Below are 14948 nucleotides of genomic sequence, written 5' to 3'. Positions count from 1 at the left end.
TGTCACTATGAGATTACTCATCGCCGCGATGCTGCTTGCTTACGTCTCGTTTGCCGGGGCCACGATTGAAGGCACTTTCTGGGACCCTCGATTCAACGGCGAGGGGTGGACCATCGAGTCCCAGAACGATCTGGCATTTCTTACCTGGTACACCTACGAAGACGATGGAGCTCCGACATTTCGGACGGCGCTGTGCACGGTGACCTATCAAGCTGTGAGTCTGGAGGAAGTTGTGGTCACGCTGACCGGGACGCTTTCGGTCACTCGCAACCGCACCGAAACCACAGAGCTGGGTCCGTTCAACGCTGAGTTCCGCCCCCAGCAAGGACGACTTTTGGGGGCCGTCAACGCCAACGGCGTCGAGCGAACCCTGGAGCCGTTTAATTTCAACTTCATCAACGATGCCGATTTTCTGCATGGAGTTTGGTCCGTGGCAGAGGTTTCGACTACCGAGACCGACTCCGACACCATCGTGTTTGCCGTCGCTCAGGCCCTTCTGGAAGATGGCGTCACGCCGGCAAAGGAATTCACGACTCTGGATTCGGGAGGTACCCCTGGCTTTGCCTACTTCGATGAGGATGAAGAGGCCTTCGTTGCGGTCCAGGAAATTGAAGACGGCGACATTGCTGTAGCCAAGTTTTTCACAACCGATGACAAAGCACTGGGTTTTGTATTCGAAACCGACGCCGCGGGCAACGTCATCAGCGAACCCTCGGTAATTCTCGCCGCCAGCTCGCTCAACACCCCAGGTGAGCGTGACTCCCAGGCTTCGTTGCTGGGTGTGCTTGCGGCGCAGAAATCTCGGCCCCTGACCATTCCCATGCGCAAGGTCCAGCCTCATACGTTTCAGCAGATGCGTGAGCGGCTTCGCCTGTCGCGCAGTGAGGCGGAGATTTCCGACTAAGCCCCCGGGGTCGGCGCCGATTGCCAGGCGGGGCGGCGGGTCGGTCCTACCGGATTGATTGAATCTTCGGGCCCCGGACCAAGGAATTGTTGGAGCCACTGGCCGAGGAATTTGGACGCGGTCACCATCTGCTGGTGTGCATCACGCCCACAGGCATTGATCGGAAAAGTACAAAAGTGTGAAAGCGGATTCGCCCGAATAGCCGTTCTTGCCGGTATTGCCCGCAACCGTCCGATTCCCAGGATTTGCTGGCTTCTTGGGTGCCCGGTATGCTGCATAAAATCCCGATCAATTTTCGCAACGGGACGGGAGCTTTAATGACACGGACGACGCTCGCCACACTCGTGGCTGTATCTCTTTTTCTCGCAACCTCTTTCAATCAGGCCACCGCAGCAGAGCTACTGCTCCGCGTCGGATCGATTGACCCCACTGGCGAAAGCGCCAAAGCCGAAGCAAGCGCGGCGGACCTGAAGTCCCGCCACGGTCTGGTGCAATTTACCGACGCCGATGCGGTGGACCGGCGGGTGATTGAGATGGCGGGGGCAAAGATCCTCGCTTATGTGCCGGAAAACGCTTACCTGGTGCGCTGGGACAAAGCCAGTCGTGAAAATCTGTCCGCAGAGCCGAGTCTTCGGTACGTCGGTCCCTGGCGGTCGGACTACAAAGTGAGCCCCACCCTCAGTCGAGAGACACGCAAGTCAGCGCGGTCGTTCCCGGTGGAGGTAATGGGATATCCAGGCCAATCACCCGACGCGCTGGCCGCGCTCATAGTCAAGCTGGAACCGGGCAGCGAGGTTAGGTTTGCCGATTCCGTGCTGGACGTGCCGATCGCCCGGGTCGTGCTTGCCAGCGGCGTCGCCCCGGCAGCCTTCGCCCGCGCTATGGCGGCCGCAGATCAGGTGATGTGGCTGGATCGGCACTACCCGGAAACCATCGACAATCAGGATTCGGTTGGAGTCATTCAGGCCAACGGCTCCTCTGGTGGCCCGCCGCCGGACAATGCGCCGTTGTGGGACCAGGACATTATCGGCACCGGGCAGATTATCGCGGTGGCCGACTCCGGGCTGGACCGTAACGCTGAGAATTTCCACCGTTACAACAACGGCAGCACGGTTAATACCGAGGTTACGGATGCAGAGTTCCTCAACGCTGACGAGGTGGGTGTGCTTTTTCCGGAACGCAAAGTCGTCGGCTATTTCGTTCAGCCAGGCGCGGTTCCCTACGATCATAACCAGCTCTGCGGTGGCAACCGAGCCAACTTTCATGGCACCCACGTGGTGGGCACCGTCGCCGGCGACGGGGGCGAACTTTCTACGCCCACCGAACCCAACTCCGACGGCGGAGATGGCATGGCGCCCAACGCGCAGATATTGTTTCAGCAGTTGGGTAACGCCGACGAAGGTTGCCTGACCGGCCGCGGAGGCTACCCCATGTTCCTGCAGGCGGCGGATGCTGGTGCTGGCGTGTCCAACGGCAGCTACGGTTCGGATGCACCACCGCCGCCCGACAACGGCTATTTCGGCAATGATTTCCAAGCCGACGCGGCCGCCTACGCCAGGGAAGACCTGCTGTTGGTGTTTTCTGCCGGCAATGAAGGGCCCGGGCCGGACACAGCGGGCCATCCTGCTCAGGCCAAGTCGCCGGTATCGGCCGGCGCCACCGAACATGGTGACAATCGGGACCCGGCCGGCTTTTCGAGTCGTGGGCCGGCCCACGACGGCCGCATAAAGCCCGATGTAATGGCCCCGGGCGTGAGCATTCGCTCAGTGCTGGGTAACACGCAGAACGACAATCCGCCACCGCTTTTCAACAACAATCCCACCGCCGCCCGCCAGGGCACTTCCATGTCGGCGCCGACAGTTTCCGGCGGGGCCGCACTGCTGCGGCAGTACTTTATGGATGGGTTCTACCCAAGCGGGGTGCGCAGTGACGAAGACCAGGTGGTGCCATCCGGCGCGCTCATGAAGTCGGTGATCATCAACGGTGCCAGCGCCTACGCCGACACACCGTCCAACGAAACGGGCTGGGGCCGCATGTATCTGGACAACAATCTGTACTTTGCCGGCGACAACCGCGACCTGCGTGTCTGGGACCGGCCCAACGGCGCCGGGCTGAAACAGGGGGAAAGTGAGCGCTTCACCGTTTCGGTAGGGGCTGGCGAAGAGTTTCGCGCCACGCTTACCTGGACCGACCCGCCGGCCCTCAGCGCCGTTGGTCGGTCCCTGATCAACGACCTGGACCTGCGCGTGGAAGGTGCCGGACAGACCTGGCTGGGCAATGTGATCAGCGGTGCCGAGTCCCTCACCGGCGGCAGCCGCGACACGCTCAACACGGTAGAGCAGGTGCGTCTGACGGCGCCCGAGGCTGGCGAATACACCGTGACCGTGGCTGGGACAAGCATTCCCGGTAACGGCATTCAGAACACCGATCGGCAAGGCTTTGCGTTGTCGGTGTCCGCGGCCCAGTGCGATAGCGCTGTGGATACCATCGGCGATTTTCAGCTCGAAGCCGGTGCCGATGACGTCAATCTGACGCTTGATGGCGTGGTCGGTGCTACCGGTTATCAGGTCTATCGCGCCCTGGGCAGCTGCGCCGATGCTGAAGACCGCTTTAAGTATGTGGGGCAGAGTACGGATGGGGTGTTCGCCGATAGCGGAACACAGGGCGGCTTTGAATACGCCTACCAGTTCCGCGGTGTGGATAGCTGCGGCGAAGGCCCGGTGAGCACCTGCAAATCGGTGGTGTCCGAGGCGGCCTGCACGCTGCTGCCGGAGTTTAATTCGGCGACCACCTCTATCGATGTCGTCGGCGGTGATGAATGCGGCATCACCGTCAGCTGGGCGCCGGGAAAAGCCGTGTGCCCGGGCGCGGGTCTGAAGTACAACGTCTATCGATCGGTTGACCCGTTTTTTGTCCCTGGGCCGGAAAACCGCATTGCCAGCGTGGGCGCCACCGGATTCCAGGATCTCGATGTGGAACCGCTGACCACCTACTACTACGTGGTGCGGGCGGAAGACACGGCCGGTCGTGGCGAGGGCCCGGACGGAGGCAACGAGACCGGAGACGAGCTTCGGGTACGCGCCACGACTCGCTCAGAGAGCAATGAGCCGGGCACCTACCTTGATGATATCGATTCGCTGACGTTTGTGAGCACCGGTGCCCCTTGGCAGGTGACGGAACAGCGCGCCTCCACCGGGTCGTTTAGCTTCCACAACGCCCCGGACGGGGAGAACCACCCCAACCTGACGTGCGCGTATGTCACCACCCCGCCGATAGACCTGGCCGCCGGTGGTTCGCCCCGCCTTTCCTATGACGCCTGGTACAACCTGGAGTTGAACTGGGACGGTGTTGTCGTGGAGATCTCCAGCGATGGCGGCCAGACCTGGTCTGACCTGCCTCCGGAAGGGGGCTATCCTTCAGACTTTTCCGAAACCGAGCCCAACGGCGATGGCGTACCGATCAACGAATGTGGCTATCCGGCCAGCCAGGGCGCCTTTAACGGTGTGCAAGAGCAGTTCACTGAATATCGCAGCAGTCTGAACGCTTACGCAGGCCAGACAGTGCAGATCCGCTGGGCCTTTTCGTCAGACCCGGGCCTCGAGTTCGAAGGGTTTTATCTGGACAACATCCAGGTGACAGATGCCAGCACGCCGGCCTCCTGCTCCGCTTCCGGTCTAAGCTCAAAAATTAGTGGGCCCTGGTTCAACGCCGAACAGTCCGGCCACGGTTGGCTGATCGAGCTACTGGAGGGTGGCGCAGGCGAACCCGATCTGGTCAACGCTTACTGGTATGTCTATCAGGACGGCAACCCGGTATGGCTTATCGGCACAGGCCCGGCCGAGGGCCAGCAGGCGGAGCTGAACGTGTTTATCACCGACGGCGCTGATTTTCTGCCCGGCTTCAATGCGGACGCGGTCAACCTCACGCCCTGGGGCACGCTGACGTTTGACTTTGACAGCAATACCGAAGGCACCGCCTCCTGGGATAGCAGCGTCAGCGGATTTGGCAGCGGCAGCATGGCCATGACCCAGCTCGCTCCGATCAGCACCAGCGGCAACAGCTGCCGCAGCGGCAGCTACTACAACCCCGACCAGAACGGTCATGGGTTTGTCATGGAGGTGGTGAACACCGGCGGTCAGGACCAGGTGATTCTGGCCTGGTACGTCTACCGAAACGGTGAGCAGGTCTGGCTATTTGGCCAGGGCCCGCTCGACGGGGACACGGCAACGGTGCCCCTGGCCGCCTTTAGCGGTGCTGATTTCCCGCCCAACTTCAATCCCTCGGTAGTGGATTCCGTGCCCTGGGGGGAGATATCGGTCAGCTTTACCGGCCCAGATTCGGCAAGCGTCAGCTGGGACAGCACCACCAGCGGCTACGCCGACGGCAACCTGGACGTGATTCGCCTCACGGGCTTGAAGGGTAACGCCTGCCAGTAAGGGTCCGTTATTGGCTAATAGATAGCGTTTTATTCTGAGCGCATGGGTAATACGTTAGGCCCTTGGTGCGTGGTCGTGCTTCCGAGGGTAATTAAACCTGGCACTTGGTCCTGACCCCAGACATCGAGGGTAATTAAACCTGGCACTTGGTCCTGACCCCAGACATCCGCCTTGGCTAGTCGCCGCCGAGTTATCGCTCAAAACTCTGTTTTCCATCCAAGAAAGATGCCTTCGGACTCGTTTTGACCACGCCTGACAGGCGCCAAAATGATTTTCGGCCGTGACGGGCCGCCCGGCCCCTGTTCGGCCAGAAGCTCAGACTCAGGCCACAGCGAAAGATCTTGAGGTTCCCAGCTTTCATCCTTCTCGACTGCCTTTCCCACAAGGTCCATTGAACGCGCCAGGGCCATCAGGTCAGCGGAATCCAGGGCTCGTTGTGGTGGATCGAGCCGCGCCGTTTCTTTCGTATCATTTTTCGGATTAGCTGGCTGATGTTGCGGAATGGATTTTGACGTGGATTCATTCGGCAAAACGCTAGCTGAAGCTTCGGTGTTGGAAGTTTCGCCAGGAAGGGAAACTGTTGCCTGACTAGCGGGCACTGTTGCACGCGACAGGCCCTGAATTTTCCGAGTATCTGTAGACACTTGGTTCGAAGCAACAACCAGCTGAGCGGGAGGACTCGGGAACGGACGGTCTACAACTCTGAACGACACCGTTACTGCCATAAATGCTGAAAAGAACAGCACAGCCGACTCGAGTAATCGGCGCCTAGGCGCCTTCGGTACATAGTCCAAGGCCCGCCGAGCTCTGGTCACCAAAGAGTGTTCAGATGCCGCAATCGCCAACCCAACGGCCGGCCCCGCATTCTGCTTTAGCTTCGCAAGTGTCATGACATAGCTTTCGGCGTCACACCCGTGGTCCAGTGCCCATTCATCCGCGGCTTGCTCAATATCCTTGGTCAGTTGTCTACGCAGTAACCACACAAGCGGATGAATCCAGAGAACACTAGCGATCAGGTGAGCGCACTGCATCCGGATCCAGTCATGTTGACGGATGTGCCCCAGTTCATGAGCCAGCACCATTCCGGCTTCTGACGAGTTGACGGTACTCGTCATTGGAACGATGACGCAAGGCTTAAGCGACCCGATAGTTCCTGCAGCCGTTACCTGTGGACTGGCAAGGATTGGCGGAACATTTTGGGGTTGAAATGCTGTGCTATGAAGCGCTTTTGACCATATACAATTTGACGGAACTGGGCTGGCGCTTCTTACCACCCTTCGAGCCCGAAAGACAGGAAGGAAGACGTTTCTCAGCGCCAGCGAAGCGGAGATGACCAAGTAGCTGATCACCCACGTTTTGACACCCGACTCCGGATTGCCGACTTCCCTATCCGCGTATCCGGTCACCGTCGGGCTCGGCGCTGCTCTTTCGAGCTCAAACACAATGAGATCGCCGAATCCCAAGATGGCTAGTACTGACGCCGCAAAAATTGCGAGCAGCGCGGTAGTTTGGATCATCACCCGGATCTGGGCTCTGGTGACGACAAGGCAGAGCAGGAGGCTGACGCCAGCTATTGCCGTTGCTTTGACGGCCCAGTCCAAGATCATCTCTTTCCCGATTTTCGATTGATCATGGCCATGATTTTCTCAACTTCACTTTCACTGAGCTCTCGCTCGTCATGCCCCAGCAATCCGATGATCGCGGCGCCTTTGGATCCATCAAAGAATCGGTCAATCAGACGATTCAGTTCCCCCTGGCAGACCTCCTGCCTTGGAGTCAGCACCTCGTAGACCCACTTTTTTCCGACTTTCCGTCGCCCCAGAACCCCTTTGTCCACCAATCGATTCACCATTGATCGAACCGCCGAATAACTTGGTGGCTCGGGCAACTCGCTCATGATGTCCTTTGCAGATACCGAACGACGGGCGTAAACGATCTCGACAATTTGTCGATCTCTGCCACTCAAAAACTGAAGAACACTGTCGATCATAATTTAGTGTTGCATATGTAACATATGATGTTATATGGTTCGCTACATATGTAACACTTGCCTCGGGAGAGTACAACAATGCGATTGACTACCTTCACCCTTTTGGCCCTTGTCAGCGGTCCCGTCAGTCATGCTCAAGAGATTGATTCGGATCCAGTCTCCAATTGGTATCTTGGCTATGGTCTGACGCAGACTGAACTCGGCATTGAGGGCCTGAATGGCTCGCCCTCAACAGATAATGGCCAATCAATTTCAGTTGGTTATCAGTTTAATGAACACTTTGCCATTGAGGGTGGATTAGACCAGTTTGGCTCCCAAGGTTGGTGGAGTCCGGACGGGCAGCAGTTTGGTATCGCCAAAGCCCGGGGAGTCAGCCTTGCAGGTGTAGGCCGGTATCCTCTGACTACTTCGTGGACTGCGTTCGCAAAGTTCGGTGTGACGCACTTTCGGACAGAAGTCAGGGGTGGGACGGCGTTTGGCCCCGTAGGCGAAAGTTCATCAGGTAATGAGCCCTTTCTTGGAGTAGGAGTCGAGTACCAGGCAACACCTAATTGGGGTTTTTATGGCGAGCTTCAACAATCAAAGCAATGGAGAAAGTTGAGTGTTGGAGGTACGTTTCGCTTCGAATAGCGCAACTGGTCGTAAACTGGAGTCCAGCAGTCTTAGGGTCCAATCCTAGGGTCCAGGACCAAATGCCAGGTTGGCCTGGTGTAGATGCGCTTGATCGGACCCGCTGGTTGCTCAGCTATCCACCGACTGAGCTTTCGCCGCGTCCGTGAGACCGTAGATCATCGCGTCAACGTGAATCAGCGCTGCCAAGGCGGTAGCCTGCGAGCGTATCAAGGCGGTCGCGAAGCAGTGTTGCCCAGCCTTTGGCGAGCCGCCGCGCAGCGGCCGAGGTTGCGGCGTCGCTAAGCTCCGTCATTCGGCCTCCAGCACTTTCCAGCACGCCGTTGTCGCGGGCAGCCACAATCTCCTGGCCGGTTACCGAGTCTCGCAGATCGATGACCAGATCAGCGGAGCCCAGCTCGTTCACAAATACGCGCTCCCGTGGACCGGGGTTGTTTTCTTCCAACGTCACATTGACGACCGCGCCGTGCAGTAACAGCACACCCGGCCCCGGCGTGTCGGTGATTTCAAAGCCACGCAGTTCCCGAAGTGCCAGCGTGAACTCCTCGATCATGATTTCTTCGAACCGCTCATACCTTTGGCGCTGCTTGTCCGACGCGGCTTCGGCATCGACGAAGTGCGTACCCGCGCTGACAATCATCAGTTTGTTGTATTGCGTGAGATCAGCATCCGGGCGAAACCAGGCTTCACTCATGTCCGTGTTGTCTACAAAATGCAGGCCCTGGGCGTTCACCCGGGCATCGGGGCCCGTCTGCACCCGTGGCGACGAGGCGCAGGCCGCCAGAAACAGGGCTGCGAGCAGCACGGTGGGCTGGTTAGGTAATGTCATTGCTCGATCTCCTGCTTCATCCAACGGTGTAGCCGCGGCCCGTCAGGCACGCCGACAAGGCCCGGTTGTATCGGTCCTGATCCGCCCCGGCGTCCTGCTGCGAACGTGTGGGGTCAAAATCCGATTCGCCCATCGCCCAGCGGTGGCACTCATAACGGTCCTGATCGATCTGCTCGACCGATTGACCACCTGCCGGGTACACAACGGGTTCTGGTGCTATGTTGGCCACGGCCTGCTCAGCGCCTGAAGGCGCGGCAACCACCACATAGTCGCGACTGCCAGGGGCGTAAACATAGTAGGTTGAGTTGACGTAAAAGTAGCGCCTCGGACCGATCCAGAAACTTCGAAAACCATAGGGAAGCCCCACGATGCGAGCGCCGATGGGCGCTCCAACCACAACATAGCCTCCGCCGCGCTGAACCAGGTAGACGCCGTCCGCGTAGTAATAGACGGTGGACCCGATGACCACGCGGCTGTGCCGCAGAGGTAGCGTTGCCAGGCGAACCCCAATTCGATAGCGCCAGTAGCGCTCCCACCTGTCGTCGCGGCGGTCGTCCCGGCGATCCTCTTGGCGATCCTCTCGCCAGTCGTCTCGCCGATCTTCGCGGCGGTCCTCGCGCCGGCGATCCTCGGTTCGCCGCTGGCGTCTGTCATCTCGTCTGTCGGCGGGTCGAACCTGACTGATCACTGCGGCCGTTGTGAGGTTTTGTAAGGCAACCGGGTTGACTGCGTCAGCGGCTGTCGGCGCGAAATTCCCAACTAAAATGGCCGCGAGCCCAAGGATTTTGATATTCATTCCGCCGTTCCGTCCCTTTTTGAAGGCAGGTGAGAGTGTTTTGTGCGCGACAAGCGAAACAGTGCGCGTATCAGCGGGATCCAGGATGGCATCACTTGCGGTCAAAGGGAATCACGCCTGTCGGAAGACTGACCGCAACGCTCCTTCCAGACTGCGGCACCTTCGGTGGGCAGAACCCAAGTAGATCTGGCTCGAAGTGGTTCTATTGGCCTTCGGCCTCCGTCGTCGATGGTGGGGATTTCACCCGCAGCCACTTTGCGCGCCGCCGCTACCTATTGCTTACGGATTCTCACTCGAAGCCGTTGGCAAATAGCAACTCACTGCGCACGTTGATCACAAACTCCTGCGCTAAAGAGGTGTCTGAGCCACCGTTGGCGGTTCCGCCGTCGTCGCTGGCCACGACAGTGAAGATCGAGCTGCCTGCGGTGCCGGGGGCCGGAGTGTAAGTGAGGTTTCCGTTGGCGTCGATGCTCGGCGGTACAGCAAACAGCACTGGATTAGCGATATTCGTCACCGAAAGTGTTACCTGCTGATCTGACTCGTCGGCCGCGCCGGCATCAAAGCTAGCCCATTGGCTAACCGTTTGAGGGCCGTCGTCAGCGATCACCGGTGGTGGGTCATCTGCCGCAAACACCGGTGGATCGTTGACCGGGTTCACCGTGACGGTAAAAGTCTGAAAGCCCGAGACATCTACGCCGCCGTCGGCGATTCCGCCGTTATCAACCACCCGCACATCAAAGGTACTGACGCCGCTGACGTCCTGTTTGGTGTCATAAACCAGATTGCCCAAGGTACCAATGGTCGGGAGTACGGAAAACAGTCCCGGATTGGATATGTTCTCTACCTGATAAAGCAGCGCAATCTGGCCCGACTCGCCAGGACCGGGGTCGAAGTTTGACCACCCCGTCACCGTGACGCCGCCTGGGTCTTCGTTCACCGGTGGCGGATCTAGCGCCGTAAAGTTGGGCGCATCATTCACGGGCGCTATGTCCAAAGTCACGACCAGCAGGTTGTCGTCGTTGGCGAATCCGCCTAGGCCGCCAATCGCGCCGCTCACATCTACTCCCTCTCCCGGGTCGCGCTAACGTCCGTCCCAAAGGCGCACGGTCAGCGCTCCCGGGGTGCCGAAAAAATTAGCAGCCGGAACAAATCGCAACGAAGACTCGCCTGTCAGCACCACAGCTGCTGTATTGCTCAGCAATGTCGGCATTGGGAACCAATCAACCCCGTCGGTGGAATACTGCCACTGCCCCTCGCTGCCAGAGCTAGCATCTGCCGTCACTGCTGCACCGGCGAATGGATCAACATCGACGTAGTTGGGGGCGAAAGTGAGATCCAGGCGATAGTCGAGAGGGTTGCTCTCATCTTCGCTCTCTTCGAACAAAACGATGGTGTGGCCCAAGGCAAGTGGTGTGGCATTGCCGAACACCAAATAGGATTCGCCCTCACCACCGATGTCGACATCGGCGCCGTCGGCGCCAATGATAATGTCATCGATACCATCGCCATTCACATCCCCGGCGCCACTTACGGTGAATCCAGAGTTATCGTCGGGATCAACGCCGTTCAGGGCTAAGCCGTTGGTACCATCGAGGGTGGCCAGATCGAAACTGGCAGAAAACCCCGCGCGGCTGCCAAACACCACGTAGGTTTCGCCTGAGTCATCGCCCGAGGGATCAGCGCCTTCGGCTCCGATAAGGATATCGTCGATACCATCGCCATTGAAGTCGCCGGCACCGCTTACAAAGCGGCCAGAGAAGTCATTGGCATCAATCCCGTTCAGCACGAAGCCGTTGCTGCCATCAAGGCTGGCCAGATCAAAACTGGCAGAAAACCCGCTGTTGCTGCCGAAGACCACATAGGTTTGACCTTCACCATCAATATCAGGGTCGGCGAAAGAGGCGCCGATGATGACATCGTCAATGCCGTCACCATTAACATCACCTGCTCCGCTCGCCGACCTTCCGGATATATCCCCGGGCGCGAGGCCGTTCAGCGCAAAGCCGTTGCTGCCATCCAGGCTGGCCAGGTCGATGCTCGCCACAAATCCCGCGTCACTGCCAAAAACCACATACGTCGCTCCCGAGGCGCTGCCCCCAGGGTCCGCGATTGGTGCACCGATGATGACATCGTCGATCCCGTCGCCGTTGACATCGCCAGCCCTACCAACCAGTTGTCCCGAATAGTCGTTGGCATTGATGCCGTTTACTACGAAACCGTTGCTGCCATCGAGGTTGGCCAGATCGATGCTGGCAGAAAACCCAAGATCAGTGCCGAAAACCACATAGGACTCTCCTTCGTCATCAGTGCCCGGGTCGGCGAGATAAGCGCCAATGATGACATCGTCGATACCGTCACCATTGACGTCGCCCGCGCCGTCCACAAAGCGACCAGAGCGGTCGGTGGGGTCAATACCGTTCAGCACAAAGCCGTTGCTGCCATTAAGGCTGGACAAGTCGAAACTTGCGGAAAACCCGGTGTTGCTACCAAACACTACATAGGATTCGCCCTCGGCATTGCTTCCGGGATCGGCCGCAAGTGCGCTGATGATAATATCGTCAATACCATCGGCATTGACGTCACCTGCGGCGCTGACCGAGACCCCGGAAGCATCACCGATATCGATGCCGTTCAAAACAAATCCGTTACTACCATCGAGATTGGCGAGGTCGAAACTGGCAGGAAATCCGACGCTGTTGCCAAACACGACATAGGTCTCCCCCTCGCTAGCGACCACAGGGTCGGCCGCCGGTGCACTGATGATCACGTCGTCGATGCCATCACCATTGACGTCACCGGCATTGCTGACCACTCCGGATTGATCATCAGCATCAATGCCGGTCAACACAAAGCCGTTGCTGCCATCAAGGTCCGCCAGATTGATGGACTCCTGTGCGAGCGACGAATGGCCGGCAACCGCCGCAGCTATCGAAGTCACCAACGTTAGCCTTTTCATTGGATCGGCATATCCCAAGGTAGAAAACATCAACCTAGCAGATAGCGCAATATCAAGTCACTTGTCGGCGAAAAGAGTTTTGCTCCACTTGGCGCGTCATAGGGGTATTGGCTTCGGCCCTGCGTGACGTCAGGTCCGAGAAGGGTGCTACAGAAATCTAGGGACGGGACCAACTGCCAGGTCGAATCTCAGCTGCAGCAGACAAGAATCTAGGAGTGGGGACTAGATGTCATGTCCCATTGAGAGCGCCCAGAGTTATTGCTGCTAGCGGCGCTTGGACTCGGATCATGTGGCGTGCATCCACCTTCACACAGGACAGCAACGCGAGGCCGTGACAAGCAAACCTAAGGCGTTGTCTGCTGCCGAGATACACTCCGATCTTTGGGTATTAGTATAGGAAACGCAAAGGATTGGCTGTCCGACCTGACACTTGGTCCTGGCCCCTGGCTTTCGTCGCTGAATCATTATTCAAGACTAAGGAAACTAACTCTCCCTTTTATCCCCTGCCAAGCCCTGGGGGCATACGCTCAGACAGTGGCGTTTCCAGCAGCAGCTGATCGGCGCGTTTCACCATTTCGTCGAAATCAATCTGGAGCTCGCCGAAGAGATGCTCGTAGGCCTCGATGAGTAGGGGGAGAAAGCGCTGAAGCTTTGCGCCCTCCGCGTGTCCCTCATCCGTCAGCCCAATCAGATTTCGGCGCCCATCGTGAGGGTCAGGGGCGGCCGAAGCATACTCGTGTTTGTAGAGCCACGTCAGTCTCTGGGCGGTGAGCTGGTGCGAGTATCGCAACCGCTGCGCAATGGCAGCTTGAGAGTGTGGCCCCTCTGAGTAGAGCAGCTGCACGATGCCCATAGTCTTCGTTGCCAGACGCACGTCGCGCTCCGCCATTGATTCGGCCATCTGCGCATACAGCCGCTCAGCAAGCTGGGTCACTCGCAAGGCGAAGGCGGCTTTGGTGTCAAGAAATTGAGTGTCGGTCACGAGGTGTCCTTGGTTATTTAAGCAATATGTTGCGCAATATGTTTAATTAATGTCATTATTGCCGTTTTGCCAAGCATATTCCTCTCGCCCTTTGTCGCACAGCGAGATGAATGCGAGTGGCGAAGTCAGTACTGGAGATTGCTATGGAGACTGGAATCGGTGGCCGCCCAAACAAACGTCGGCGGCTCGTGTCTTTGCTTATTACTAATTTGAAACACTTTTCGATCACTTTTTTGTTGTTGTTCGTTGCTTTGGTTTGTTTTGGTCTTTCCATCGGCGCCGAAGCACATTTTTTTGAAGACAGGTTGGCGTATCGCCTGGATGGTGAAACCCACGTCTTTTTCGAAAATGGCACTCTGATTGGAAAAACGCTTCGGGGCAACAACACCGACGGCTATCACGTTGAGACTCGGGCGATCGAGCAGGATCGGAATTCGGAAATTGAAATTGTGTTCCCGGCTGACGGCAGTGTGTTCACCGTCAAGCCCGACGCCAACATCCGCGTACCTCAAGCGATTTATGAAACCGATCAACCCATTATCGCCCTCTCAGACGTCGAGGGCGGATTTGGCGCGTTCAGGAATTTCCTTGTCGCTCACGGCGTGGCTGACGAAAGCCTCAATTGGACCTTCGCTAAGGGGCATTTGGTCTTGGTCGGCGACTTTGTCGATCGAGGTGCTTCGACCACACAAGTGTTGTGGGGGATCTACAAACTTGAGCAGTCAGCGCGTCAGCAAGGTGGCGTGGTGCACTACATCATCGGTAACCATGAGATCAAAAATCTGCAGGGCAATTTCCAGGCGGCAGAAGACAAATATTTCTATATAGCAGGCATGCTGGGTAAGCAGCAGCACCAGCTATACGATGAAGATTCACTGCTTGGTCGGTGGCTGCAATCAAAAAATGTGCTTGAAATTATCAACGGCGTGGCCTTTGTCCATGGCGGCCTGCACCCAGAGCTCGCCGAGCATGAGTTTTCGGTAATCCAGATCAATGAGATTGTCAGATCGGGGTATCGGCAGCTCTATTTCACGCCGACAGCTGTCACTCCGGAATCGTTTTTGCGCTCCAGCACAACCGGGCCTGCGTGGTATCGCGGATACTTCAAAGATGATTTGACCCAGGCTCAGGTGGAAGCTGCCTTGGGAGCTGTCGGCGCAAACGCCGTTGTGGTTGGCCATACGCTGCAAGGCAGCGTCAACGCGCGATTCAATAACAAGGTCTTTGCGATTGACGTCCCACACCCCAAAGATTACCTGTCTAGCTTCCCATTTCGCAGCAGCGAGGGCCTCCTGCTGGAGGAGGGTGAGTACTTTCGCCTGAGGCAAAACGGTGAGAAGCAGGCGCTTTAAGTACGTCGGGTGTTTGCCACTGGAAAGATGCCTATGGGAAAAACGTAATTGGGTGGCGTGGACAAACTTAAGG

At 57.9% G+C, this 14948-nt stretch carries 11 protein-coding genes; 4 read left to right on the top strand and 7 right to left on the bottom strand.

Annotation, left to right across the window (positions count from 1 at the left end):
* The coding region (locus AAF358_10410; GenBank protein ID MEM7705955.1) for a hypothetical protein at positions 1-904 on the top strand (904 nt) is incomplete at its 5' end.
* A gap of 317 nt (positions 905-1221) precedes the next feature.
* Entirely contained in the window at positions 1222-5340 is a 4119-nt protein-coding gene (locus tag AAF358_10405) for a S8 family serine peptidase (protein MEM7705954.1), read from the top strand.
* 197 nt (positions 5341-5537) lie between these two features.
* Here AAF358_10405 and AAF358_10400 read toward each other — a convergent pair whose 3' ends face one another.
* Positions 5538-6941 carry a M56 family metallopeptidase gene (locus tag AAF358_10400; protein MEM7705953.1) on the bottom strand — a complete coding sequence of 468 codons (1404 nt, stop codon included), beginning with the start codon at positions 6939-6941 and terminating at the stop codon, positions 5538-5540.
* Positions 6942-6943: 2 nt separating this feature from the next.
* Positions 6944-7330, bottom strand: coding sequence for a BlaI/MecI/CopY family transcriptional regulator (locus AAF358_10395; protein MEM7705952.1), 387 nt, complete (start codon positions 7328-7330; stop codon positions 6944-6946).
* A 78-nt stretch (positions 7331-7408) separates the two neighbouring features.
* On the opposite strand from AAF358_10395, the gene AAF358_10390 reads away from it, so the two are divergent.
* Positions 7409-7960, top strand: coding sequence for an outer membrane beta-barrel protein (locus tag AAF358_10390; GenBank protein ID MEM7705951.1), 552 nt, complete (start codon positions 7409-7411; stop codon positions 7958-7960).
* Between the two features lie 166 nt (positions 7961-8126).
* Here the strand turns inward: AAF358_10390 and AAF358_10385 are convergent, their stop codons facing one another.
* From AAF358_10385 to AAF358_10365, 5 genes are all read right to left on the bottom strand, one after another.
* Positions 8127-8789, bottom strand: a complete 663-nt coding sequence (locus AAF358_10385) for a DUF3313 family protein (protein MEM7705950.1) — start codon at positions 8787-8789, stop codon at positions 8127-8129.
* 16 nt (positions 8790-8805) lie between these two features.
* The gene (locus tag AAF358_10380) at positions 8806-9585 is read right to left on the bottom strand and encodes a DUF6515 family protein (protein MEM7705949.1); all 780 of its coding nucleotides are present in this window, start codon (positions 9583-9585) and stop codon (positions 8806-8808) included.
* Between the two features lie 289 nt (positions 9586-9874).
* On the bottom strand, positions 9875-10642 hold the full coding sequence (locus tag AAF358_10375; protein MEM7705948.1) for an Ig-like domain-containing protein: 768 nt from the start codon (positions 10640-10642) through the stop codon (positions 9875-9877).
* Positions 10643-10666: 24 nt separating this feature from the next.
* Positions 10667-12541 carry an integrin alpha gene (locus tag AAF358_10370; protein ID MEM7705947.1) on the bottom strand — a complete coding sequence of 625 codons (1875 nt, stop codon included), beginning with the start codon at positions 12539-12541 and terminating at the stop codon, positions 10667-10669.
* Between the two features lie 496 nt (positions 12542-13037).
* Positions 13038-13523: a hypothetical protein gene (locus AAF358_10365; protein MEM7705946.1), complete on the bottom strand. Its 486-nt coding sequence runs from the start codon at positions 13521-13523 to the stop codon at positions 13038-13040.
* A gap of 143 nt (positions 13524-13666) precedes the next feature.
* Between AAF358_10365 and AAF358_10360 the strand changes: the two genes are divergently transcribed.
* Positions 13667-14875: a metallophosphoesterase gene (locus AAF358_10360; GenBank protein ID MEM7705945.1), complete on the top strand. Its 1209-nt coding sequence runs from the start codon at positions 13667-13669 to the stop codon at positions 14873-14875.
* The last annotated feature ends 73 nt before the right edge of the window (positions 14876-14948 follow it).

The sequence above is a fragment of the Pseudomonadota bacterium genome (assembly GCA_039033415.1).
Classification (GTDB): Bacteria; Pseudomonadota; Gammaproteobacteria; order Xanthomonadales; family SZUA-38; genus JANQOZ01.
The sequence above is the reverse complement of the archived record's forward strand: the minus strand, read 5'-3'. Positions and strand labels throughout refer to the sequence as shown.

Excerpts from the sequence above, each read along its gene's own strand:
- AAF358_10380 (MEM7705949.1), bottom strand. The coding sequence starts at position 9,585 with ATGAATATCAAAATCCTTGGGCTCGCGGCCATTTTAGTTGGGAATTTC.
- AAF358_10360 (MEM7705945.1), top strand. The coding sequence starts at position 13,667 with ATGGAGACTGGAATCGGTGGCCGCCCAAACAAACGTCGGCGGCTCGTG.
- AAF358_10405 (MEM7705954.1), top strand. The coding sequence starts at position 1,222 with ATGACACGGACGACGCTCGCCACACTCGTGGCTGTATCTCTTTTTCTC.
- AAF358_10385 (MEM7705950.1), bottom strand. The coding sequence starts at position 8,789 with ATGACATTACCTAACCAGCCCACCGTGCTGCTCGCAGCCCTGTTTCTG.
- AAF358_10390 (MEM7705951.1), top strand. The coding sequence starts at position 7,409 with ATGCGATTGACTACCTTCACCCTTTTGGCCCTTGTCAGCGGTCCCGTC.
- AAF358_10370 (MEM7705947.1), bottom strand. The coding sequence starts at position 12,541 with ATGAAAAGGCTAACGTTGGTGACTTCGATAGCTGCGGCGGTTGCCGGC.
- AAF358_10395 (MEM7705952.1), bottom strand. The coding sequence starts at position 7,330 with ATGATCGACAGTGTTCTTCAGTTTTTGAGTGGCAGAGATCGACAAATT.